Raw genomic sequence first — 22,904 nt, forward strand, 5'->3', positions numbered from 1 at the left:
TTCCATGTCAGCGAGCTCAACGCACAAGCATGGTTCCGAAGAACGGCTAAACCCCTTGAATAGAAACCCCGCCTGTCCCATACCCTGCCCTTTACCGGCGTAAACCGCTACAATCGCGCCCCTTTCGCGCCCGTGCGCCCGCTCAACTGGACCAAGATTCGTGATCTCCACCGCTAATATCACCATGCAATTCGGCGCCAAGCCGCTGTTCGAGAACGTGTCCGTCAAGTTTGGCGGCGGCAACCGTTATGGCCTGATCGGGGCTAACGGCTGCGGCAAGTCGACTTTTATGAAAATTCTCGGTGATGATCTGGAGCCGTCCGGCGGCCAGGTGATGCTGGAGCCGAACGTGCGCCTGGGTAAGTTGCGCCAGGATCAGTTCGCCTACGAAGAGTTCACGGTGATCGACACCGTGATCATGGGCCACGAAGAGCTGTGGAAGATTAAAGCCGAGCGCGATCGCATCTATTCGCTGGCCGAAATGAGCGAAGAAGACGGCATGAAGGTCGGCGAGCTCGAAGGTGAATTCGCCGAGATGGACGGCTACACCGCCGAGTCCCGTGCCGGTGAATTGCTGCTGGGGCTGGGTATTCCGCTGGAGCAGCACTTCGGCCCGATGAGTGAAGTCGCGCCAGGCTGGAAACTGCGTGTGTTGCTGGCACAGGCGCTGTTCTCAGACCCTGAAGTGTTGCTGCTCGATGAGCCGACCAACCACCTGGACATCAACACCATCCGCTGGCTGGAAAACATCCTCACCCAGCGCAACAGCACCATGATCATCATTTCTCACGACCGTCACTTCCTCAACAGCGTGTGCACCCACATGGCTGACCTGGATTACGGCGAGCTGCGCCTGTTCCCAGGCAACTACGATGAGTACATGACCGCAGCGACCCAGTCGCGCGAACAGTTGCTGTCCGATAACGCCAAGAAGAAAGCGCAGATCAACGAGCTGCAAAGCTTCGTTAGCCGCTTCTCGGCCAACGCCTCGAAATCCAAGCAGGCTTCCTCGCGCGCCAAGCAGATCGACAAGATCCAGCTGGCCGAGGTTAAGCCGTCCAGCCGCGTCAGCCCGTTCATTCGTTTTGAGCAAAACAAAAAGCTGCACCGCCAGGCTGTAATGATCGACAAAATGGCCAAGGGCTTCGACGGCAAAGCCCTGTTCAAGAACTTCAGCTTCCAGGTTGAAGCCGGCGAGCGCGTGGCGATTATCGGCCCGAACGGTATCGGTAAAACCACCCTGCTGCGCACCTTGGTCGGCGAACTGACCCCGGATGCCGGTAGCGTAAAATGGACCGATAGCGCGGAGCTCGGTTACTACGCCCAGGATCACGCTCACGACTTCGAACGCGACGACACCCTGTTCGATTGGATGGGCCAGTGGACCACCGGCGAGCAGATGATCCGTGGCACGCTGGGGCGCATGCTGTTCAGCAACGATGACATCCTCAAGTCGGTAAAGGTCATCTCCGGTGGTGAGCAAGGCCGCATGTTGTTCGGCAAGCTGATCCTGCAAAAGCCTAACGTGCTGATCATGGACGAACCGACCAACCACTTGGACATGGAATCCATCGAGGCGCTGAACCTGGCGCTGGAAAACTACCCAGGCACACTGATTTTCGTCAGCCACGACCGTGAGTTCGTAGGCTCTTTGGCTACGCGCATCATCGAGCTGTCGGCCAACGGCATCACCGATTTTAGCGGCACCTACGACGACTACCTGCGCAGCCAGGGCGTAATCGTCTAACCCTTGCGATAACAAAAACGCCCCGTTGCAGAGCCTGCAAACGGGGCGTTTTTGTTTGGCGCGGTCGGACTCAGGCGTAGTGGCGACTCAAAAAATCCAGTAACAGCTGATTAACCTGCCCGGCCTGCTCGTTCTGAATCCAGTGCCCGCAGTCTTTGAGCACATGCTGCTCTAACTGTGCGATGCGCTTGGGCATCTGCTTTAGGGTGTAAGCCTCCAGCGTGCCGACCGGATCCATGTCGCCGAGCAAGAACAGCGCGGGTTGTTCAATCTGCCGCTCGGCCAAGGCCTCGGTGCGCTGCCAGTTACGTTCGAAGTTGCGGTACCAGTTGAGCGCACCATAGAAACCACGGCCTTCAAAGGTTTTCAGGTACTGCGCAAAGGCGTTGGGGTCGCACCAGTCAGGCAGCGTACCAGGGTCTTGCATGCCATCGAAAAGCCCGGCACCAGCCGGTTTCTCCTGCAGAAAGTGATCCCTGGGTACAGCCGCCGAGGTGTTGTGCATCATCATGCGCAGGGTGCGCGGCAGGTCGGCATCCATCTCCGCCTCGGCGACGCCAGGTTCCTGGAAATGCAGGATGTAATGAAAGCGCTCGGCATACAGCTGGCGCATGATCTCAATGGCCGGCTGCTTGGGGCGCCCGCCAAACGGCACGGCCATACCAACAACCGCCTTCACCCGCGCCGGCTCAAGCAAAGCCAGGTGCCAGGCTATCGGCGCGCCCCAGTCGTGCCCCACCACGCACACCTCATGCTGGTCGAGCAGGTCCATGGCGGCCTGAATATCGGCGCAGAGGGTGATCACGTCATAGGCAGCAGGATCACGCGGCGCGCTGCTCTGGCCATAGCCACGCATCTCCGGGATTAGCACGCGATAACCGGCAGCCGCCAAGGGGGCGATCTGCTGTCGCCAGGAATGCCAGCACTCGGGAAAACCATGCAGCAACCAAACCGGGCGGCCCGTCACGGGACCAGCGCTGTACAGGCTCAGGTCGATACCGTTAACCGGTAGAAGGTGGTGCTCAAGTTGGTCCATAGATGCCTCCATTAGCTGAGGCCACTATGACAAAGGCGCACCCTGGGGTGCGCCTTTATTGATCTGCCGAATACAGCGTCAGCAGGTAGTTGCAGCGCTCCTGCACGCCATCACGGCTGCGCCGTGCTCCAGTCAATCCACTGCAACTGCCAGGTCGCCAGAATCAGCAAGCCAAACCCGATGCGGTACCAGGCAAAAGCGGCATAACTGTGCTTGCCAATAAAGCTGAGCAACGCCCGCACCGCAATCATGGCGAAGATAAACGAGGTGACAAAGCCTATGGCAAACACCGGCAGATCTGCGGCCTGGAATAAATCGCGGTACTTATAGCCGGAGTACACAGCAGCACCGACCATGGTCGGCATGGCCAGGAAGAAGGAGAACTCGGTGGCGGCCTTGCGCGACAAGCCGAAGAGCAAGCCGCCAATGATCGTTGCGCCCGAGCGTGAAGTGCCTGGGATCATCGCGAGGCACTGAGCGAAACCAATCTTCAGCGCATCTTGCCAGGTCATGTCATCCACGCTTTCGGCATGCACCAGGTGTTGACGGCGCTCCGCCCAGAGCATGATCACGCCACCCACCACCAGCGCCAAGGCTACGGTGATCGGGTTGAACAGGTAGTGGTGAATAAGATCGGCAAACAGCACGCCCAGCGCCACAGCTGGCAGAAAGGCGATCAGCAAGTTGGCAGTGAAGCGTTGCGCCGTGGGCTCTTTGCGCAAGCCCAACGCGATGTCGAGAATCTTGCGCCGGTATTCCCACACCACCGCGAGAATCGCCCCCAGCTGAATGATGATATTGAAAGCCATCGCCCGCTCGCCGCCAAACCCAATCAGGTCAGCCACGATGATCTGGTGCCCGGTGCTGGAAATCGGCAGGAACTCGGTAATACCTTCAACGATGCCTAAAATCAGTGCCTGTACGGCAACCCAAAGATCCATCCCAACTCCTAAATGCGTGCGTTATCAGCACGAACAGCACACATGATGATGAACCTGCGAGCGCGTCGGACTGCGACCCTGTAAAAAGGTTCCCGCTGGAAAGAAAAAATAGACAAATCACAGACTTAACCTGCGACGGCGCAAATCCTAGCAGAGAATTTGCACGCGTAGCGCATGCCGTGTGACGTTCGCACTCCCGTTACGCCAAGAAAGCCCATTGAAGACGCGCACTTAAGCATCGTTTACTCATCAACTAGCCTAAGGTCTAACGTAACGATGCACAGCTCTTGACCTATAAGAAGCGACTAAACGCCTAAGAATAAGGGAGAAACACCCCATGAATAGCCTGCGCAGCCTGCCCATCAACCGCCGCCTATGGCTGATCCTGGTGGTCGCCGTCGTCATGCTGATTATTCAGGGTGCCTGGCTACTCAAGCAGATTCATGGCGATCTGTACGCCGCCAAAGCCGAGAAAACCCAGCACGTAGTACAAAGTGCTGCCGGCATTCTTCAGCACTATCAGGGTTTGGAAACCGCAGGCAGTTTGCCCCGTGAAGAGGCGCAGAAGCAGGCGATGGAAGCCATCCGCGGGCTGCGTTACGCCGGGCAGGAATACTTCTGGATCAATGATCAGACCCCCGTGATGATCATGCACCCGACCAACCCCAAGCTTGAAGGCCAGAACCTATCAGGCTTCAAGGACCCGGACGGTAAAGCCTTATTCAATGAAATGGTCGCCATCAGCAAAAGCCAAGGAGCCGGTCAGGTGGATTACCGCTGGCCCAAACCTGGTGCCAGCGAGCCCGTGCCGAAAATTTCCTATGTGCAGTTGTTTAAGCCCTGGGGGTGGATCATTGGCTCTGGCGTTTATGTTGACGATGTTCAGGCTGAGTTTCAGGCTCAAGCGCTGAAAACCATCGCAGTCGGTCTGGTGATAGCACTGTTGATGGCCATGCTGGTTGTTGTGGTGGTGCGCAGTATTACCGGCCCTTTGCGGCATGCGGTCAGCGCCATGGCTAATATTGCCAGTGGCGACGGTGACCTGACCCACAGCCTCGACACCCATGGCAACGATGAGTTATCGGCCCTGTCCCGCCATTTCAATGCCTTCACTGACAAACTACGCCTGGTGATCAAACAGTCCCTCGACTCTGCCGGCCAACTCGATGCGGCTGCGCGCAACCTCGGCCAGGTTTCTGGCCAGGCGCAACAGCACAGCGATCAGCAGTCACAACAGATGGAGTTGGTGGCCACCGCCATCAACGAGGTGACCTATGGCGTGCAGGATGTGGCGAAGAATGCCGAGCACGCTTCAAGCGAGGTTCACGCCGCTGAAGAGCAAGCCCTGCAAGGCCAGAAGAATATCGAGGCCAGCCTGCGCCAAATCAACGAGCTGTCCGCCACTATCGATCAAGCAGTGGCGGTGATTCAGGCGCTTGCCCAGGAAAGTACGCAGATTGGCAGCGTGCTGGAAGTGATTCGCTCGATTGCCGAGCAAACCAACCTGCTCGCGCTCAACGCCGCCATTGAAGCCGCACGTGCTGGCGAACAAGGCCGTGGCTTTGCCGTGGTGGCTGATGAGGTACGCCTGCTGGCTCAGCGCACACAAAAATCCACGGCAGAAATCCAAGTGATGATCGAACGCTTGCAGGGCAACTCGGAAGCCGCAGTTAAGGTCATCAACGACAGCAGCAAAGCCTCGCAGCTGACGATCGAGCAAGCCAGCCAGGCCGGTGCCAGCCTTAACTTGATCGCCAGCGGGTTGCGCAATCTCAGTGGTTTGAATGCTTCCATCGCCAGCGCGACGCTGCAACAATCGCACGTAATCGAAGACATCAATCAGAACGTCACCCAGGCAGCCAGCCTGGCCCATAACAATGCCATGGCGGCGCAACAGTCCAGTGATGCCGGGCAGCATCTGGGTCAGTTGGCTGAGCAGTTAAATCGGTTGCTTGGACAGTTCAGGGTATGAGAAATAAATGAGCGACATGGAACATCAGGAAGTTGACCTGAGCAAACCGCAGAACCAGGACCTGATCTGGGACTTGGACAGCATCGCCCGCCGCGAGCTGGCAGAGCGTTTTATCAAATTATTCGAGAATCGCTTGTGCGTGTACTCGGAATCGACGCGCCAGCTGTACACCAACTACGATCTGCACTTCCCCAGTGACCTAGGCCGCAAGATGGTGGTGCTGCCCAACCCCTATGCCTTCCATGACACCTTGCATGGCATCGAGTCGCATGCCGTGCGCAAAACCGGACTGTGCGTGCTACCTGGCGTGGTTTTACACAAACCCGGCCTGCTGTTGACCACCATGATCAAGGAAGGCGGCCCTGCGCCGAAGACCATGCCGTTTAAACCGGCGTTAGCGCAAATCATCAGCAATCAGAAAAAAGCCGGTGATATTTTCCTGCCAATCATGATGAAAGGCGATTTGCGCGAGTTTGATCAGAAAATGCCCTACATCCATCTACACCGGCTGCAGGTCAGTCGCCTGACTCGCCTGTCGACCTTCGAACGCGACGATATTCAGCAAACCATCACGCGTAAGCTGCTTACCCTCTATCGCCAAGCCGATAGCCTCAGCTGTCATTAAAAATGACGGGGCATAAAAAAGCGGACCCTCTGTAACAAGGGCCCGCTTTTTTGTATATCAACGGCTAATAACAGTGAAATTTACTCGCTATTGCTGGCTGACCCAAAAAACTGCAGTAACGACGAAGATCACAATCAAGGCGAAAATGGCCTTGGCATCTACCACGCTGTCAGCGTTATCCGGTTCGCTGTGTTCGGTCATGGACTACCCCTCTTGTTGTGTTTATGGGTGAATCTCCAGTTGCAGTTAAGACCAGCGTGCCCGCTTACTCAAGCCATACGGCGATGTTCAGTAGCCTGCTTATCCTTTTAAGTTCTTTCCATATACTCAAACATCACTTTTGCGCATAACCCTGAGCTGGTATCTTCCGCAGCCTCCGCCAGGACTGCGCGGCCGTGCGCGCTGATAAGCTGTAAAAAGCCTGATAACAGGACATGACATGTACGTATACGACCAGTACGACCAAAAAATCGTCGAAGACCGCGTCAAGCAATACCGCGATCAAACCCGCCGTTATCTGGCTGGCGAACTGAGCGGAGAAGAATTCCGCCCACTGCGCCTGCAAAATGGCCTGTATATCCAGCGCTTTGCGCCCATGCTGCGCGTTGCCGTGCCGTACGGTCTGATGTCATCGACGCAAGTGCGCATGATGGCCAAGATCGCCCGCGACTACGACAAAGGCTATGCACACATCAGCACCCGGCAGAACGTGCAGTTCAACTGGCCGGACCTGGAAGACATCCCGGATATCCTTGCCGAGCTGGCCACCGTGCAGATGCATGCGATCCAGACCAGCGGCAACTGCATCCGTAACACCACCACCGATCAGTTCGCCGGTGTGGCCAAGGATGAAATCGTCGACCCGCGCCTGTGGTGTGAAATCATCCGTCAGTGGTCGACCTTCCACCCTGAGTTCACTCACCTGCCGCGCAAATTCAAAATCGCGGTCAACGGTGCAGTTAGCGACCGTGCCGCCATTGAGGTGCACGACATCGGCCTTGAAGCCGTGCAGAACGAGGCCGGCGAGTTGGGCTTCCGCGTTTCTGTGGGTGGCGGCCTGGGCCGTACTCCGATCGTAGGCAGCTTTATTAACGAGTTCCTGCCGTGGCAGCACCTGATCAGTTACCTCGATGCCATCCTGCGTGTGTACAACCGCTATGGCCGTCGTGATAACAAGTACAAGGCGCGCATCAAGATTCTGGTCAAGGCACTCACGCCTGCCGTGTTCGCCGAGCGCGTCAATGCTGAGTGGGCCCACCTGAAAGACGGCCCGACCACCCTGACTGACGCTGAAGTAGCGCGCGTTGCCGCACACTTTATCGACCCAAGCTACAAGGCTCTCGACGATCAGGACGCTGCTCTTAAGGCGCTGGATGCCGAGCACCCAGGCTTTGCCCGCTGGCGTCAGCGCAACACCTTTGCGCACAAAAAGCCGGGCTATGTCGCTGTGACCCTGTCGCTCAAGCCGACCGGCGTGGCGCCAGGTGACGTCACCGACAAGCAGCTCGACGTGATTGCTGATCTGGCCGATCGTTACAGCTTTAGCGAAGTGCGTAACAGTCATAACCAGAACATCATTCTGGCGGATGTCGAGCAGGCGCAGCTGTTTACCCTGTGGGGCGAACTGCGTGAGAACGGTTTCGCCACACCAAACGTGGGCTTGCTGACCGACATCATCTGCTGCCCCGGCGGCGACTTTTGCTCGCTGGCCAACGCCAAGTCGATTCCAATTGCCGAAGCCATCCAGCGCCGTTTCGAAGACCTCGACTACCTGTTCGACATCGGCGATATCGATCTGAACATCTCCGGCTGCATGAACGCCTGTGGTCACCACCATGTTGGCCACATCGGTATCCTCGGCGTGGACAAAAAAGGCCAAGAGTTCTATCAGGTATCGCTCGGTGGTAGCTCCGGCCGTGACGCCAGCCTGGCGCAGATCCTCGGCCCATCCTTCGCAGAAGCGGACATGGCGGATGTGATCGACAAGATCGTCAAGGTCTATGTCGAGCGCCGCACTGAAGAAGAAAGCTTTCTCGACACCTTCCGCCGTATTGGCGTCGACCCGTTCAAGGAGCGCGTATATGCAGCGAATCATTAAGAACGGTCAGCTGATCGATGAAAGCTGGCACCTGTTGCCCAAGGACGCCACGCTGGACGGCATCTCCAACTGCGACGACCTGATCGTGCCGCTGGCGCTTTGGGTCGAACACAGCACCGCACTCAAAGCCCGCGATGGCGGCCTGGGTGTATGGCTGGAGGCTGGTGAGGAAATCGAGGAAATCGCCGATCAGCTGGATAACTTCCAGGTCATCGCGCTGAACTTCCCAGCCTTCACCGATGGCCGGCATTGCTCCACCGCCTATCTGCTGCGCACCCGCTACGGCTACACCGGCGAAGTGCGCGCCATCGGCGACGTGTTACGCGATCAGCTGTTTTCCTACCTGCGCGTGGGCTTTGACGCCTTTGCCCTGCGTGAAGACAAAGACCCACTGGATGCCTTGAAAGCCTTTGAGGAGTTCAGTGAGGTTTATCAAGCCTCCGGTGATCAGCCGCTGCCGCTGTTCCGCCGCCGCGCCTGAACCAAGCTGACAACGCAAAAGGCCACCCCAAGGGGTGGCCTTTTTTGTTTCTCGCAACTTAGCCTAGATTGACCAGTACGCGCCCCACTTGTTTGCCCGCCAGTACTTGGGCAATCGCCGCTGGCAATTGTTCAAGCGTGACTTCGCTCACCAACGCATCCAGATCAACCTTCCACTGCACGGACAAGCGGTCCCACATCGAGGCCTTAACCACCAGTGGCAACTCAACCGAGTCGACCCCGAGAAGATTCACGCCGCGCAAGATAAACGGCAACACACTGCCCTTGAAACCCACACCGGCCGTCAGCCCACAACAGGCAACGCTGGCACCGTAGCGCAGCGACTTGACCACGTTAAACAGAATGTCGCCGCCCACACAATCCACCGCACCGGCCCATTGCTCCTTGAGCATGGCTTTGTCGGTGCCCTCTTGCAGCGTGCTGCGCAGGACAATGTCATGCGCACCCAGACGCTTGAGGTAATCGCCCTGCTCCGCTTTCCCGGTGGACGCGGCAACCTGATAGCCCAGTGTGCTCAACAACGCGACAGCAACACTGCCCACGCCGCCAGTGGCTCCAGTTACCAAAACGCTACCACCATCATTGCTCAGCCCAGCCTGCTCCAGCTTGTCCACACAGAGTGCGGCGGTAAGACCTGCTGTGCCTAACACCATGGCTTCACGCATCGATAAACCCTTGGGCCGTTTCAGCGCCCAACTCGCAGGGATGCGAATGTATTGAGCGAAACCGCCAGAGGTGTTCATGCCCAGGTCATAACCCGTGACGATCACTTCATCGCCGACGCTAAACTCAGTCACGCTGGAGGCTTCTACAACACCTGCAGCATCAATGCCCGGCGTGTGCGGAAAACTCTTGGTTACGCCGCGGTTGCCACTGGCAGACAAGGCGTCCTTGTAGTTGAGCGAGGAATACTTGACTCGAATCAGCAACTCGCCGACCGGCAAATCGTCGATCTCTCGCTGGACAATCACTTGTTCGAATTGACCCGCTGCATTCTCACGGGCTTGCAATGCACTGAACTTGCTCATGCTCTTCCTCTTTATGACGGATCGATTACCAGAAGCGCTGTTGGTTTAACCGGCTCAGCCAGTTCAGAACAAAACGATCCAGCGCTACGCTGCCCGCTAGTCCGACACGCTCCTGCAGGGTTTTCTTCTCGGCATAGTGCAAATGAAACAGCTCGGCGCTCTTCGCGCGCTCTGCCAGGTATTCGTCACTGGTTTTGAGCTCATCGACCAGCAGCTTGTCTAACGCTGCCAGGCCCAACCAAACTTCACCGGTGGCTATTTGGTCGATATCCAGCTGCGGCCGGTAGCGTGCGACAAAGCTCTTGAATAATTCATGGGTGGTTTCCAGATCTTCCTGAAATTTCTCCCGACCCTTTTCGGTGTTTTCGCCAAATACGGTCAGGGTGCGCTTGTACTCACCGGCAGTGAGTACTTCGAAATCGATGTCATGCTTTTTCAGCAAGCGATGCACATTAGGCAGCTGCGCCACCACGCCAATCGACCCCAGAATGGCGAAAGGTGCAGAAATAATCTTTTCACCAATACAGGCCATCATATAACCGCCACTGGCCGCGACCTTATCAATGCAGATGGTCAGCGGTACGCCTGCCTGGCGAATACGCGCTAACTGCGATGAGGCCAAACCATAGCTATGCACCATACCGCCGCCACTTTCCAAACGCAGCACCACTTCATCCTGCGGTGTCGCCATCGTCAGTAAAGCAGTGATCTCATGACGCAAACTGTCGGTAGCAGAGGCTTTGATGTCGCCATCAAAATCCAGCACATAAACGCGCGGTTTATGAAGACCAGCCTTCTTCTCCTGTTTAGCCGTCTTGGCTTCGGCTTTAACGGCGGCTTTCAGCTGATCTTTATCGAGCACCGCGTGCTCCATACGCTGATGCAATTGTTTGAAGAAATCATTGAGCTTATTCACGTGCAACTGGCCAGCGCTCTGGCGGCCCTTGCTGCGCAGGGCTGCGATCGTTACCAGCACCACGACAATGGCCACAACCAGGGTCACTGTTTTGGCCAAAAAGCCGATGTACTCTGCAAAAAACTCCACGTATTCCCCCTCGTCCCAATGGCAGCGCACGCCCATCAATTGCGCTGAGTAGTACCCAAGCATACCGAGGCCATAGGTTGGCGACCAGCAAGCAAGGTCTTACCATTCAGCGCATCCATACAATTCAAACAAGCGTATGTTTTTACGTTGACAGCTCTTAAGCTTCCCCATACCCTCGCGAAACTTTCACCGTACCGGAAACCAGCGGACGTGGGCAGCATCTACCTGATTCGACATGGCCAAGCCTCCTTCGGTGCCGACGATTACGATGTGCTATCGCCTATCGGAATTCGCCAAGCCGAAGTGCTGGGCGCACACCTCGCTCAACTGGGTATACGACTCGATCGCAGCCTCAGTGGCGACTTGCGTCGGCAGCAACATACGGCCAACAGTGCATTGCAGCAGTTGCGCGAGAGCGCCATCACTGTGCCGCAGTTGGAAGTTGATGCCGCATTCAATGAGTTTGATGCTGACGCGGTTATCCGCGCTCTACTCCCGGACATGCTCCTCGAAGAACCAGAAGCGCTGCATATTCTGCGCAACGCTGCGCAGAACCGCGCTGAGTTTCAACGCCTGTTCGCCAAGCTAATAGGCCGCTGGATTTCCGCAGAGCACGACAAACCTGGACTGCAGAGCTGGCAGGGTTTTGTCGAGCAGGTTCAGGGCGGTCTTACTCGCCTGCTTGAGCAAGCCGACAGTAAACAGAACATCGCGGTATTTACCTCGGGCGGTACCATCACCGCCCTGCTACATCTGATTACCGGCATTGCGCCCGTGCAAGCGTTCGAGCTGAACTGGCAAATTGTTAACACCTCACTAAGCTGCCTGAAGTTTCGTGGCAGCCAAGTGAGCCTGGCTTCCTTCAACAGCCATGTGCATTTACAGCTGTTGAAGGCGCCGGAGCTCATCACCTATCGTTGAGCTGCGGCCCACTGCACCCATACGGGCGCTAGAAAAAACCGAGAAAAAGGAAAAAATCATGAGCGTTGCAGACATCATCAATACCATGCAGTCCAAGTTCAACGCCGGTGCCGCTGCAGGCCTGGATTTGGTGTTTCAGTTCAACATCGAAGACGGCGAGAACTACGCTCTGATCGTCAAAGATGGCACCTGCGCCGTTGAGCCAGGCGACAACGCCAATGCCAGCGTGACTCTGATCATGGACACCGAAACCCTGAAAGGCATCACCAGCGGCGAAACCGACGGCATGCAAGCGTTCATGTCGGGCAAACTGCGCGCCGAAGGCGACATGATGCTCGCCATGAAATTGGGCGAACTGTTCCCGGTTTAAGCATCACGGCTACAGCAATCCCCCAAAAACCGGAGTCCTCGACTCCGGTTTTTTTATGGCGCAGCACTGGTTAACTTTGCGACTCATTGCGACTGAGCGTCCTTGCGTTTTTTGCGCTCGATAAAGTCCAGCTTCCACTGCTCCAGACCAATACGCTCAGGGTCAAGATTGGCCTCGACTCGGTGCTGGCTCTTCAGCGCGGTAATCTCAGCCGTATGCTCAAGCATAAACTGGTCAAAGCGCTGTAAAAGCTCGGTATGTTTGATGGTTGATAAGTGAAAGCTACCGCGGTTATGCGGCAGCGTGGCATCAAACACCAACGCTCCCGGGCGAGCGCGAATGTTGTCCAGGTAATGGGTGGCCACCACTACGTTGAAGTAGGCGCCGTCGGTATCCTTCTTCAAGGCCTGGCGAATCATCTGGTGCAGATCATCGCTGTAGGTCAGCTCGATCTTGCCGGCATCAATAAGCTCTTGATATCCCCAGGGCGTCCAACCATTGACCATGGCCAAACGCTTGATCTGCTCAATCGACTGACCTTGCCGTTGCGGTGCCACCAGCACGCCATCCACGTAGTTGACCACTCCCTGGCTGTAACTCAGTGCCTTGCCGGTTTTTTGCGCCTGAGCCCAGGTATCGCTGTCTGGGTACTTCAAATCCACCTGGCCATTGAGCAATGCCGGCAGCAACTCCTCAACCGGTAGCACCTTGTAGCTCAACTCCACCCCACTTTTTGCGGCGAACAGGTCAAACAGCTCACGGGCAAAGCCTTGGTACTGACCTTGCGCGTCGATGCTGTAGTGCGGCGCAAAGGCCAGTTTTTCCACGCCAATCACGTAGCTTTCAGCGCTGACACCGGTGGCACAGACAAGGGCGAACAAACTGCAGACGTGCGAGTGCTTCACAGCAAACCTCCTGGTTAGTCGTGGGATGACGCAAATATGGAACCGCCCGTAGCGGTAGGGGTGAAGTCGCGCTAGCCGCCGGTCATGCTCATAAACCGCACCACCTGCACCTGAGCATCGCTCTCGAAGTGATGGCGTTCAGGCTTGAGTTGCAGGGCATTGAGCAACGCTTCGCGCAGCCGATGGCTGTCGCCGGGATGAGTGCGCATTAGGGTTTTTAGGTCGAGGGCATTTTCGTGGCCCAAACACAGCACCAACTTGCCTTCGGCCGTTACCCGCACGCGATTACAGTCACCACAGAAATTGTGGCTGTGGGGTGAAATGAAGCCGACTTGAGTATCACTACCAACCACCCGCCAATAGCGCGACGGGCCGCCCGTGAGCTTGCTACTGCGCACCAGGGTATGGCGCTGTTCGATGCGCTCACGCACTTCATCACTGGAGCAGAATGTTTGCTCGCGCTGATGGCTGGTGATACTGCCCAGGGGCATTTCTTCGATAAAACTGATGTCCAGACCACGGGCCATGGCGAACTCGACCAAATCGAGCACTTCATCGTCGTTACGGCCCTTCTGCACCACGGTATTCAGTTTTATTTTGCTAAAGCCGGCCGCTCGCGCCACTTCAATGCCGTCGAGCACCTGATCAAGCTTGTCGCGCCGGGTAAAGGCGGCAAAGCGTTCGCGCTGTAACGAATCCAGGCTGACATTCAGACGCTTGACTCCGGCCGCGCGTAATTGCGGCGTAAGGTCGGCGAGTTGCGAGCCGTTGGTGGTGATGGCCAGGTCTTCCAGCTCTGGGCGCTGGCCCAAACGGGTGAGCAGACTGATTAGGTTTTTGCGCACCAGCGGCTCACCACCGGTAATACGGATACGTTTAACCCCAAGGCCGATAAAGGCATCGGCCACGTTATACAGTTCTTCCAGGCTGAGAATCTGCTCACGGGGGGCGAAAACCATGTCTTCGCTCATGCAGTAGGTGCAGCGGAAATCGCAGCGATCGGTAACCGATAACCGCAGGTAGGTGATGCGCCGACCGAAAGGATCAACCAGCTGATTGTTCATGGCATGTCTCCTGGAGCCCAGTGAGCCGAGACTTTTTGTTATGAATGCATAAGACGAGATAAAAACAGAAAAGTTAAATTTTGTATACAACAACCTGACCTTAAAGTCAGATAGCTCGCCAAAGCCCGCCCCGCCCGGCTTGAGCCACGCGCAAAGCCGGTGCTACCATGCCCCGCGCTGCCCAGCGACGGGCGATAGACAGAAGCACAGAGGCTTATGACCAGTATTCGCGAGCGTAACAAAGAGCTGATTTTACGCGCAGCCAGTGAAGAGTTCGCCGACAAGGGCTTTGCCGCCAGCAAAACCAGCGACATCGCCGCCAAGGCTGGCGTGCCCAAGCCCAACGTTTACTACTACTTCAAGTCGAAAGAAAACCTCTACCGCGAAGTGCTGGAAAGCATCATCGAGCCGCTGCTCGAAGCCTCTGCGCCCTTCAACCAGCCGGGCAAACCCGCCGATGTGTTGAAAGCCTATATCCGCTCGAAAATCCGCATCTCCCGCGAGCTGCCATTTGCCTCCAAGGTATTTGCCAGCGAGATCATGCACGGTGCGCCGCACCTGTCCGCCGAGCAAACCGAACAACTGAATGCCCAGGCCAAGCACAACATCTCCTGCATCCAGGGCTGGATCGACCAGGGCCTGATGGCCAAAGTCGACCCCAATCATTTGCTGTTCAGCATCTGGGCCGCGACCCAGACCTACGCCGACTTCGACTGGCAGATCTCCACCGTCACCGGTAAGCCCAGCCTCGACGAGGCCGACTATGAAGCGGCCATTCAAACCATCACCCGTCTGGTGATCAAAGGTTGTGAGATCGATGAGACCCAGGCCAGCCCCTCTGAAGAAGTCACCCGCGCGTAAGACCGAGTGCAGGCGCCCTGCCCCGCTCTAAAACTGCCATAAAAAAACGGTGAATGCCTACACAGCATTCACCGTTTTTTTATGGGTCACCACAGAACCGTAGGAGGCGCTTTAGCGGCGAGCTTTTAACCGCGATCATCGCGGCTGAAGCCCCTCCCACAAAACCGAAAAATCAGCAGCCCTGCGGTTAAAACTCATCCCACATAGCTGACCAAGGGAGGTAGGCGGTAGAGCGAAGCAGAATGGCTAGCCGCCAAGCTTTGCTCACCAGTCCTGAATCATTAGGCAGCGATACCCGCATCGGCCTTAAGCCCAACTGACTCGACCGCGCTGATTGCGCACTGCTCGTCGATGTCCGAGGTATCCCCGGTAATCCCTACCGCGCCGATCACCTCACCGCGTTCATCGCGGATCAACACACCACCCGGTGCCGGCACCAGTTGGCCGTCGGCCAGGTTGTTCACCGCACCGATAAACGCTGGGCGTTGCTGTGCATCGGCGGCGATCAAGCGCGAGCCTTTGCCCAGCGCCAATGCGCCCCAGGCCTTGCCGATGGCGATTTGTGGACGCAGCAAGCTGGCGCCGTCCTCGCGCTGCAGGCTGATCAGGTGTCCGCCGGCGTCCAGCACGGCCACGGTCAGGGGTGCGGCTGATATTTCCCGGGCGACAGCCAGTGCACGGTTACTGATGGTGGTGGCGATTTGCAGATTCAACGTACTCATGCTGGGTCTTCCTCAATGCGGATAAATCCTACGAAACGCCCAAGCCGCGCCACCTGCAGGGGTGGCTAACGGTCGCCGGGCAATCCAAAGCTCAGCGCCACTATCTCACCAGAAACAAAAAACTCAATAGTCGAATACAATCTAATAGTGTTTTGTATACAGAAAAAATTAGACAATCCCGCAAAGGATCAGGCGCCCCAGCTAAAACGCCCGTTTTAAAAGATTTCCCACTGAGCGATGACTGGGCGAGAAAACTTATTGACCAGAAGGTCAAGGCCTGAATAGAATCCAAGCCAGCTGTTTTGTATACAATCTGATAATAAACGAGGCACAAGACAATGGCCAAAATGAGAGCAATCGAGGCCGCCGTACTGGTGATGCGCCGCGAAGGCGTTGACACTGCGTTCGGCATCCCCGGCGCCGCCATCAACCCCCTGTACGCTGCACTGAAAAAAGTCGGCGGTATCGACCACGTCCTGGCTCGCCACGTCGAAGGCGCCTCGCACATGGCTGAGGGCTACACCCGCACCAACGCCGGCAACATCGGCGTGTGCATCGGCACCTCCGGCCCTGCCGGCACCGACATGGTCACCGGCCTGTACTCGGCCAGCGCCGACTCCATCCCGATCCTGTGCATCACCGGCCAAGCGCCGCGTGCTCGTATGCACAAGGAAGACTTTCAGGCCGTCGACATCACCAGCATCGTCAAGCCGGTGACCAAGTGGGCGACCACCGTGATGGAGCCGGGCCAAGTGCCGCGCGCCTTCCAGAAAGCCTTCTATGAAATGCGCAGCGGTCGTCCAGGCCCCGTGCTGATCGACCTGCCGTTCGACGTGCAGATGGCCGAAATCGAATTCGACATCGACGCCTACGAGCCACTGCCATTGGCCAAACCTGCCGCCAACCGTGTGCAGGCTGAGAAAGCCCTGGCCATGCTGAACGACGCCGAGCGCCCATTGCTGGTCGCCGGCGGCGGTATCTTCAACGCCGACGCCGCAGACAAGCTGGTCGAGTTCGCTGAACTGACCGGCGTGCCGGTTATCCCAACCCTGATGGGCTGGGGCGCAATCCCCGACGACCATAAGCTGATGGTCGGCATGGTGGGTTTGCAAACCTCGCACCGCTACGGCAACGCCACCCTGCTGGAATCCGACCTTGTATTCGGTATCGGTAACCGCTGGGCCAACCGTCACACCGGCAGCGTCGATGTGTACACCGAAGGCCGCAAGTTCATCCACGTTGACATCGAACCGACGCAAATCGGCCGCGTGTTCAACCCGGATTTGGGCATCGTTTCCGATGCCGGCGCCGCCCTGGATGCCTTTATCGCCGTGGCCAAGGAATGGAAAGCCGCAGGCAAGCTGAAAGATCGCAGCGCCTGGTTGGAATCCTGCCAGCAGCGCAAGCGCACCCTGCAGCGCAAGACTCACTTCGACAACGTGCCGGTTAAGCCGCAGCGCGTGTACGAAGAGATGAACGAGTTCTTCGGCAAAGACACCTGCTACGTCAGCACCATCGGTCTGTCGCAGATCGCCGGTGCGCAGTTCCTCCACGTCTACAAGCCACGCCACTGGATCAACTGCGGTCAGGCCGGCCCGCTCGGCTGGACCATTCCGGCAGCACTGGGTGTGGTCAAGGCTGATCCGACTCGCAAGGTTGTGGCGTTGTCCGGCGATTACGACTTCCAGTTCATGATCGAAGAGATGGCCGTGGGCGCGCAGTTCAACCTGCCGTACATCCACGTGGTGGTGAATAACTCCTACCTGGGCCTGATCCGTCAGTCGCAGCGCGGTTTCGAGATGGACTACTGCGTGCAGTTGGCCTTCGAAAACATCAACGCACCGGAACTCAACGGTTACGGCGTCGACCACGTAGCCGTGGTTGAAGGCCTGGGTTGCAAGGCCGTCCGCGTGTTCGAGCCGAATGACATCCAGGCTGCACTGGCCAAGGCCAAAGCGCTGATGGAAGAGTTCCGTGTACCGGTCATGGTTGAAATCATCCTGGAGCGCGTCACCAACATCTCCATGGGTGTTGAGATCAACGCTATCAACGAGTTCGAAGAACTCGCCGAGCGCGGTGCCGACGCCCCCACTGCGATCTCCATGCTGGATTGATGCCTCCGTAGGGTGGATGTCGCGAAGCACATCCACCAATTCCACGGTGGAAAACGCTACGCGGTTTTCCACCCTACGCAACCGAGGAATATTTTATGCCCCGTTTTGCCGCCAACCTATCCATGCTGTTCACCGAAGTGGACTTTCTGGAGCGTTTCGACGCTGCTGCCGCCGCAGGCTTCAGCGGTGTTGAATACCTGTTTCCCTATGACTTCACTGCCGAGGTCATCAAGGCACGTCTGGATGCCAATCGCCTGGAGCAAGTGCTGTTCAACCTGCCAGCCGGCGACTGGGCCAAGGGTGAGCGCGGTATCGCTTGCCACCCAGACCGCGTTGAAGAGTTCCGCGCGGGCGTGGACCAAGCCATCGCCTACGCCCAAGTGCTGGGCAATAAACAAATCAACTGCCTGGCCGGTATCCGTCCGCAGGGCTATGACTGCGCAACAGTAGAACAGACCTTCGTGGATAACCTGAAGTTTGCCGCCGAAAAGCTGCAAGCCGCTGGCATCAAGCTGGTCATGGAAATGATCAACACCCGCGACATCCCCGGTTTCTACCTGAACACCACCAAGCAGGCTCTGGCTATTCGCGACAAGGTCGCAAGCCCCAACCTGTTCCTGCAATACGACATCTACCACATGCAAATCATGGAAGGTGATCTGGCGCGTACCGTCGAGGCCAACCTGGCGGTGATCAACCATGTGCAACTGGCCGACAACCCGGGCCGTAACGAGCCGGGCACTGGCGAGATCAACTACCGCTTCCTCTTCGAGCACCTGGACCGCATTGGCTACCAGGGCTGGATCGGCTGTGAATACAAGCCAGCCACCACCACCGCTGCCGGCCTCGGCTGGATGAAAGCGCACAACGCAATCTGAGCCCCACTTTTTAGGAACACATCTCATGGCTAAAATCGGATTTATCGGCACCGGCATCATGGGCAAGCCTATGGCGCAAAACCTGCAAAAAGCCGGGCACACCCTGTTTTTCTCCGAGCATTTCGACAAAGCGCCGGCTGACCTGCTGGGCGACAACGGCATCGGCCTGGCCAACCCGCGCGAAGTGGCGCAGGAAGCCGAATTCATCATCATCATGGTGCCGGATACCCCCCAGGTTGAAGACGTACTGTTCCGCAAGGACGGCGTAGTTGAAGGCGTAGGCGCAGGCAAAGTTGTGATCGACATGAGCTCGATCTCGCCTACCGCGACCAAAGTTTTCGCCGACAAGATCAAAGCCACTGGTGCTGCCTACCTCGACGCACCGGTTTCCGGTGGTGAAGTGGGTGCCAAAGCTGCGACCCTGAGCATCATGATCGGCGGCTGTGAAAAAGCCTTCGAGCGCGCCCTGCCGTTGTTCCAAGCCATGGGTAAGAACATCACCCGCGTTGGTGGTAACGGTGACGGCCAGACCGCCAAGGTTGCCAACCAGATCATCGTGGCCCTGAACATCCAGGCTGTTGCTGAAGCCCTGCTGTTCGCCGCCAAGAACGGCGCCGACCCAGCCAAGGTGCGTGAAGCGCTGATGGGTGGCTTCGCCGGTTCGAAGATTCTTGAAGTACACGGCGAGCGCATGATCAAAGGCACCTTCGATCCAGGCTTCCGTATCAGCCTGCACCAGAAGGACCTCAACCTGGCACTGGCTGGGGCAAAAGAACTGGGCCTTAACCTGCCTAACACCGCCAATGCCCAGCAAGTGTTCAGCACCTGCGCAGCCATCGGCGGCAGCAACTGGGACCACTCGGCGTTGATCAAAGGGTTGGAGCACATGGCCAACTTCAATATCCGCGGCGAGTAAGTAACAGGTTTCAGGGCGGGGTCAGCCGCCTTGAAACAACCCTTTCGATCTGTCCGGCAGGCGGTGTCACGGCCTGCCTGCCGGGTGGGTCGATTCTAGTGCGCAGCGCCTTGCCCCAGGGCGCTGCGCACTAGAATCGAACGTGCTTCAGTAATCAAAAGTTGCTCCGGCCCTATCAAGAGAGATCGCCATGTCCATCGATCCGTCTTTCAACCCAACGTCTCTGCTGCGCGACCTGTTCGCCAGCGCCATCGACGCCGCCCACCCGCGCCAGGTTCTGGCGGATTACTTGCCGGCTGACCGCAGCGGCCGCGTCATCGTCATCGGTGCCGGCAAAGCTGCCGCCGCCATGGCCGAAGTGATTGAGCACGAATGGCAAGGTGAGGTTTCCGGCTTGGTGGTTACTCGTTACGAGCACGGCGCCAACTGCCAGAAAATTGAAGTGGTGGAAGCCGCCCATCCGGTGCCGGATGACGCCGGTGAACGCGTGGCCCGCCGCGTGCTGGAACTGGTCAGCAACCTCAGTGAAGACGACCGGGTGATCTTCCTGCTCTCCGGCGGCGGCTCATCCCTGCTCGCCCTGCCCGCTGCCGGCATCAGCCTTCAGGATAAGCAGGCGATCAACAAGGCCCTGCTCAAATCCGGCGCCACGATTGGCGAGATGAACTGCGTGCGCAAGCACCTCTCCGCGATCAAGGGTGGGCGTCTGGCCAAGGCCAGCTGGCCAGCCAGCGTGTATACCTACGCGATATCCGATGTGCCGGGCGATGAGGCCACGGTGATTGCCTCCGGCCCGACCGTGGCTGATCCAACCACCTCGGTTGAGGCCTTGGCAATTCTCGCCCGCTATAGCATCGAAATTCCCGCCAACGTGCGCGCCTGGCTGCAAGACCCGGCGTCGGAAACGGTCAAACCGGGCGACCCGTGCTTAGCGCGCAGTCACTTCCAACTGATCGCCCGCCCACAGCAATCCCTCGACGCCGCCGCCGCCAAGGCTCGTGCTGCCGGTTTGCCGGTGCTGATTCTGGGTGACCTGGAAGGCGAATCACGCGAGGTGGCCAAGGTGCACGCCGGCATCGCCAAACAGGTGGTGCTGCATGGTCAACCGATCAAGGCGCCTTGCGTGATTCTCTCCGGCGGCGAAACCACCGTGACCGTGCGCGGCAATGGCCGTGGCGGGCGTAACGTCGAATTTTTGCTCAGCCTGACCGACAGCCTAAAAGGCTTGCCTGGGGTTTATGCCCTGGCCGGTGACACCGACGGCATCGACGGTTCGGAAGACAACGCCGGGGCCATCATGACCCCCGACAGCCACGCCCGCGCCGCTGCGCAGGGCCTGAGCAGCAGCGACGAGCTGGATAACAACAATGGCTATGGCTACTTCGCGGCCCTCGATCAACTGATCGTCACCGGGCCGACCCGTACCAACGTCAACGATTTTCGCGCCATTTTGATCCTTGAGGATTCTGCCCAATGAAAGCCGACAAGAAAGTAAAAATCCTCGCCACCCTCGGGCCGGCGATCAAAACCATTGATGACCTGCGCCAGCTGGTCGAGGCCGGGGTTAACCTGTTCCGCCTCAACTTCAGCCACGGCGAACACGCTGACCATGCCGAACGTTACAACTGGGTGCGTGAAGTCGAGCAGCAGCTGAACACCCCTATCGGCATCCTTATGGACCTGCAAGGGCCAAAACTGCGCGTCGGCAAATTCGCCGAAGGCAAGGTCATGCTCGAACGCGGCCAAAACCTGCGCTTGGACCTGGACAGCACACCGGGCAACGCTCAGCGGGTTAACCTGCCGCATCCGGAAATCATCGAAGCGCTGCAACCGGGCATGAGCCTGCTGCTCGACGATGGTCGCCTGCGCCTGGAAGTTACCGCCAAGCACAGCGATGCAGTAGACACCCGCGTGATCGCTGGCGGCGAATTGTCCGACCGCAAGGGCGTCAACGTGCCGGAAGCTGTGTTGCAACTCAGCCCGCTGACCGAGAAAGACCGCCGCGACCTGAGCTTTGGTTTGGAACTGGGTGTGGATTGGGTTGCGCTGTCGTTTGTGCAGCGCCCGGAAGACATCATCGAAGCCCGCGAGCTGATCCAAGGCAAAGCCTTACTGATGGCCAAGATCGAGAAACCTTCGGCGGTGATCCACCTCGAAGAAATCGCCAAGCTGTGCGACGCGATCATGGTCGCCCGTGGCGATTTGGGTGTGGAAGTGCCGGCGGAAAACGTACCGCGCATCCAGAAAGACATCATCCGCACCTGCCGCCAGCTCGGCCGTCCGGTGGTGGTGGCCACACAGATGCTCGAATCCATGCGTTTCTCCCCAGCGCCGACGCGCGCCGAGGTGACCGACGTGGCCAATGCCGTGGCCGAAGGCGCCGATGCGGTGATGCTGTCGGCCGAAACTGCCTCCGGTGATTACCCACTGGAAGCCGTGCAGATGATGAGCAAAATCATCCGCCAGGTGGAAAGCGGCCCGGACTTCCAGGCCCAGCTCGACGTCAGCCGCCCGGTGGCCGAAGCCACCTCCTCCGATGCCATCAGCTGCGCGATCCGCCGGATCAGCACCATCCTGCCGGTGGCGGCATTGATCAACTACACCGAGTCGGGTAACTCCAGCCTGCGCGCCTCTCGCGAGCGGCCGAAATCGCCGATCTTGAGCCTGACGCCGAGCCTTAACACCGCACGCCGCCTGAGCGTGGCCTGGGGCGTGTACTCGGTGGTTAACGAACGCCTGAGCAAAGTCGAGGATGTCACCCGTATCGCCTTGCAAGTCGCGCGCACCTCGGGCTTGGCCGAAACCGGCGACACCGTGGTGATTACCGCTGGTGAACCGTTCGGGCAGCCGGGCAGCACCAACAGCTTGCGTATCGAAACCCTACGTTGAGGTTAACTGCAAACTCGTAGGGTGGATGACGCTTCACCCATCCACCAACCGCGATGGTGGATGAAAAGGCGTCATCCACCCTACACAACTGACAAATCCTGAGGTGAGCCCACAACGCTCACCTCAGCCCGGATATCCCACGCTGGCCTAGCCAGTTTCCAGGCACCGACTGCGCCCGCAGTCGGTGCCTCTTTTTTGCATGGCCTGCCATTTATGGCGGCCACCTTACGACCGTCGCTACACACCGTTAAAAATCTCTCCCGGTGATTTT

20 protein-coding genes are annotated in these 22,904 nt (G+C 57.9%); 13 read left to right on the forward strand and 7 right to left on the reverse strand.

Annotated elements, in window-relative coordinates; genetic code table 11:
- The first annotated feature begins 160 nt into the window (after nucleotides 1-160).
- Nucleotides 161-1,747 (forward strand): ABC-F family ATPase, encoded by a 1,587-nt coding sequence (locus D8779_RS11940; protein WP_136664701.1) that lies wholly within the window; start codon nucleotides 161-163, stop codon nucleotides 1,745-1,747.
- 70 nt (nucleotides 1,748-1,817) lie between these two features.
- On the opposite strand, the gene D8779_RS11945 is transcribed toward D8779_RS11940, so the two are convergent.
- Together D8779_RS11945 and D8779_RS11950 are read right to left on the reverse strand one after the other, a co-directional pair.
- Nucleotides 1,818-2,783 carry an alpha/beta fold hydrolase gene (locus tag D8779_RS11945; RefSeq protein WP_136664702.1) on the reverse strand — a complete coding sequence of 322 codons (966 nt, stop codon included), beginning with the start codon at nucleotides 2,781-2,783 and terminating at the stop codon, nucleotides 1,818-1,820.
- A 110-nt stretch (nucleotides 2,784-2,893) separates the two neighbouring features.
- A complete protein-coding gene (locus tag D8779_RS11950; protein WP_136664703.1) occupies nucleotides 2,894-3,724 on the reverse strand; it encodes an undecaprenyl-diphosphate phosphatase in 831 nt (276 codons plus the stop codon).
- A gap of 337 nt (nucleotides 3,725-4,061) precedes the next feature.
- On the opposite strand from D8779_RS11950, the gene D8779_RS11955 reads away from it, so the two are divergent.
- The 4 genes from D8779_RS11955 (at nucleotide 4,062) to D8779_RS11970 (ending at nucleotide 8,900) form a co-directional block, all read left to right on the forward strand.
- Nucleotides 4,062-5,696, forward strand: coding sequence for a methyl-accepting chemotaxis protein (locus tag D8779_RS11955; protein ID WP_136664704.1), 1,635 nt, complete (start codon nucleotides 4,062-4,064; stop codon nucleotides 5,694-5,696).
- Nucleotides 5,697-5,703: 7 nt separating this feature from the next.
- A complete protein-coding gene (locus tag D8779_RS11960; protein WP_136664705.1) occupies nucleotides 5,704-6,321 on the forward strand; it encodes a hypothetical protein in 618 nt (205 codons plus the stop codon).
- A 439-nt stretch (nucleotides 6,322-6,760) separates the two neighbouring features.
- Nucleotides 6,761-8,419 (forward strand): nitrite/sulfite reductase, encoded by a 1,659-nt coding sequence (locus D8779_RS11965; RefSeq protein WP_136664706.1) that lies wholly within the window; start codon nucleotides 6,761-6,763, stop codon nucleotides 8,417-8,419.
- On the forward strand, nucleotides 8,403-8,900 hold the full coding sequence (locus D8779_RS11970) for a DUF934 domain-containing protein (RefSeq protein ID WP_136664707.1): 498 nt from the start codon (nucleotides 8,403-8,405) through the stop codon (nucleotides 8,898-8,900). The genes D8779_RS11965 and D8779_RS11970 overlap by 17 nt, the downstream gene beginning before the upstream one ends.
- 58 nt (nucleotides 8,901-8,958) lie before the next feature.
- On the opposite strand, the gene D8779_RS11975 is transcribed toward D8779_RS11970, so the two are convergent.
- Entirely contained in the window at nucleotides 8,959-9,948 is a 990-nt protein-coding gene (locus D8779_RS11975; protein ID WP_136664708.1) for a YhdH/YhfP family quinone oxidoreductase, read from the reverse strand.
- Nucleotides 9,949-9,973: 25 nt separating this feature from the next.
- Nucleotides 9,974-10,993: a protease SohB gene (gene sohB, locus D8779_RS11980; protein WP_136665154.1), complete on the reverse strand. Its 1,020-nt coding sequence runs from the start codon at nucleotides 10,991-10,993 to the stop codon at nucleotides 9,974-9,976.
- A gap of 210 nt (nucleotides 10,994-11,203) precedes the next feature.
- Between sohB and D8779_RS11985 the strand changes: the two genes are divergently transcribed.
- Complete coding sequence (locus D8779_RS11985) at nucleotides 11,204-11,914, forward strand: histidine phosphatase family protein (RefSeq protein ID WP_136664709.1); 711 nt, start codon at nucleotides 11,204-11,206, stop codon at nucleotides 11,912-11,914.
- Between the two features lie 55 nt (nucleotides 11,915-11,969).
- Nucleotides 11,970-12,284 (forward strand): SCP2 sterol-binding domain-containing protein, encoded by a 315-nt coding sequence (locus tag D8779_RS11990; protein ID WP_136664710.1) that lies wholly within the window; start codon nucleotides 11,970-11,972, stop codon nucleotides 12,282-12,284.
- A gap of 83 nt (nucleotides 12,285-12,367) precedes the next feature.
- Here D8779_RS11990 and D8779_RS11995 read toward each other — a convergent pair whose 3' ends face one another.
- Nucleotides 12,368-13,189: a substrate-binding periplasmic protein gene (locus tag D8779_RS11995; protein WP_136664711.1), complete on the reverse strand. Its 822-nt coding sequence runs from the start codon at nucleotides 13,187-13,189 to the stop codon at nucleotides 12,368-12,370.
- 71 nt (nucleotides 13,190-13,260) lie between these two features.
- Nucleotides 13,261-14,253, reverse strand: coding sequence for a GTP 3',8-cyclase MoaA (gene moaA, locus D8779_RS12000; protein WP_136664712.1), 993 nt, complete (start codon nucleotides 14,251-14,253; stop codon nucleotides 13,261-13,263).
- A gap of 216 nt (nucleotides 14,254-14,469) precedes the next feature.
- On the opposite strand from moaA, the gene D8779_RS12005 reads away from it, so the two are divergent.
- Nucleotides 14,470-15,114: a TetR/AcrR family transcriptional regulator gene (locus tag D8779_RS12005; RefSeq protein ID WP_136664713.1), complete on the forward strand. Its 645-nt coding sequence runs from the start codon at nucleotides 14,470-14,472 to the stop codon at nucleotides 15,112-15,114.
- Nucleotides 15,115-15,395: 281 nt separating this feature from the next.
- Here D8779_RS12005 and D8779_RS12010 read toward each other — a convergent pair whose 3' ends face one another.
- Entirely contained in the window at nucleotides 15,396-15,836 is a 441-nt protein-coding gene (locus D8779_RS12010) for a GlcG/HbpS family heme-binding protein (RefSeq protein ID WP_136664714.1), read from the reverse strand.
- Nucleotides 15,837-16,174: 338 nt separating this feature from the next.
- On the opposite strand from D8779_RS12010, the gene gcl reads away from it, so the two are divergent.
- From gcl to pyk, 5 genes are all read left to right on the forward strand, one after another.
- Nucleotides 16,175-17,950, forward strand: a complete 1,776-nt coding sequence (gene gcl / locus D8779_RS12015; protein ID WP_136664715.1) for a glyoxylate carboligase — start codon at nucleotides 16,175-16,177, stop codon at nucleotides 17,948-17,950.
- A 95-nt stretch (nucleotides 17,951-18,045) separates the two neighbouring features.
- Nucleotides 18,046-18,828: a hydroxypyruvate isomerase gene (gene hyi / locus D8779_RS12020; RefSeq protein ID WP_136664716.1), complete on the forward strand. Its 783-nt coding sequence runs from the start codon at nucleotides 18,046-18,048 to the stop codon at nucleotides 18,826-18,828.
- A gap of 25 nt (nucleotides 18,829-18,853) precedes the next feature.
- Complete coding sequence (locus tag D8779_RS12025) at nucleotides 18,854-19,744, forward strand: 2-hydroxy-3-oxopropionate reductase (protein ID WP_136664717.1); 891 nt, start codon at nucleotides 18,854-18,856, stop codon at nucleotides 19,742-19,744.
- A gap of 190 nt (nucleotides 19,745-19,934) precedes the next feature.
- The gene (locus D8779_RS12030) at nucleotides 19,935-21,221 is read left to right on the forward strand and encodes a glycerate kinase type-2 family protein (protein ID WP_136664718.1); all 1,287 of its coding nucleotides are present in this window, start codon (nucleotides 19,935-19,937) and stop codon (nucleotides 21,219-21,221) included.
- On the forward strand, nucleotides 21,218-22,633 hold the full coding sequence (pyk, locus tag D8779_RS12035) for a pyruvate kinase (RefSeq protein WP_136664719.1): 1,416 nt from the start codon (nucleotides 21,218-21,220) through the stop codon (nucleotides 22,631-22,633). Before D8779_RS12030 ends, pyk begins: the two co-directional genes overlap by 4 nt.
- Nucleotides 22,634-22,904: the final 271 nt, after the last annotated feature.

Source organism: Pseudomonas leptonychotis, from assembly GCF_004920405.1.
GTDB classification, from domain to species: Bacteria; Pseudomonadota; Gammaproteobacteria; order Pseudomonadales; family Pseudomonadaceae; genus Aquipseudomonas; species Aquipseudomonas leptonychotis.

Excerpts from the sequence above, each read along its gene's own strand:
- D8779_RS11945 (WP_136664702.1), bottom strand. The coding sequence starts at position 2,783 with ATGGACCAACTTGAGCACCACCTTCTACCGGTTAACGGTATCGACCTG.
- D8779_RS11950 (WP_136664703.1), bottom strand. The coding sequence starts at position 3,724 with ATGGATCTTTGGGTTGCCGTACAGGCACTGATTTTAGGCATCGTTGAA.
- D8779_RS11955 (WP_136664704.1), top strand. The coding sequence starts at position 4,062 with ATGAATAGCCTGCGCAGCCTGCCCATCAACCGCCGCCTATGGCTGATC.
- D8779_RS11960 (WP_136664705.1), top strand. The coding sequence starts at position 5,704 with ATGAGCGACATGGAACATCAGGAAGTTGACCTGAGCAAACCGCAGAAC.
- D8779_RS11965 (WP_136664706.1), top strand. The coding sequence starts at position 6,761 with ATGTACGTATACGACCAGTACGACCAAAAAATCGTCGAAGACCGCGTC.
- D8779_RS11970 (WP_136664707.1), top strand. The coding sequence starts at position 8,403 with ATGCAGCGAATCATTAAGAACGGTCAGCTGATCGATGAAAGCTGGCAC.
- D8779_RS11975 (WP_136664708.1), bottom strand. The coding sequence starts at position 9,948 with ATGAGCAAGTTCAGTGCATTGCAAGCCCGTGAGAATGCAGCGGGTCAA.
- moaA (WP_136664712.1), bottom strand. The coding sequence starts at position 14,253 with ATGAACAATCAGCTGGTTGATCCTTTCGGTCGGCGCATCACCTACCTG.
- D8779_RS12005 (WP_136664713.1), top strand. The coding sequence starts at position 14,470 with ATGACCAGTATTCGCGAGCGTAACAAAGAGCTGATTTTACGCGCAGCC.
- D8779_RS12010 (WP_136664714.1), bottom strand. The coding sequence starts at position 15,836 with ATGAGTACGTTGAATCTGCAAATCGCCACCACCATCAGTAACCGTGCA.
- gcl (WP_136664715.1), top strand. The coding sequence starts at position 16,175 with ATGGCCAAAATGAGAGCAATCGAGGCCGCCGTACTGGTGATGCGCCGC.
- hyi (WP_136664716.1), top strand. The coding sequence starts at position 18,046 with ATGCCCCGTTTTGCCGCCAACCTATCCATGCTGTTCACCGAAGTGGAC.
- D8779_RS12025 (WP_136664717.1), top strand. The coding sequence starts at position 18,854 with ATGGCTAAAATCGGATTTATCGGCACCGGCATCATGGGCAAGCCTATG.
- D8779_RS12030 (WP_136664718.1), top strand. The coding sequence starts at position 19,935 with ATGTCCATCGATCCGTCTTTCAACCCAACGTCTCTGCTGCGCGACCTG.
- pyk (WP_136664719.1), top strand. The coding sequence starts at position 21,218 with ATGAAAGCCGACAAGAAAGTAAAAATCCTCGCCACCCTCGGGCCGGCG.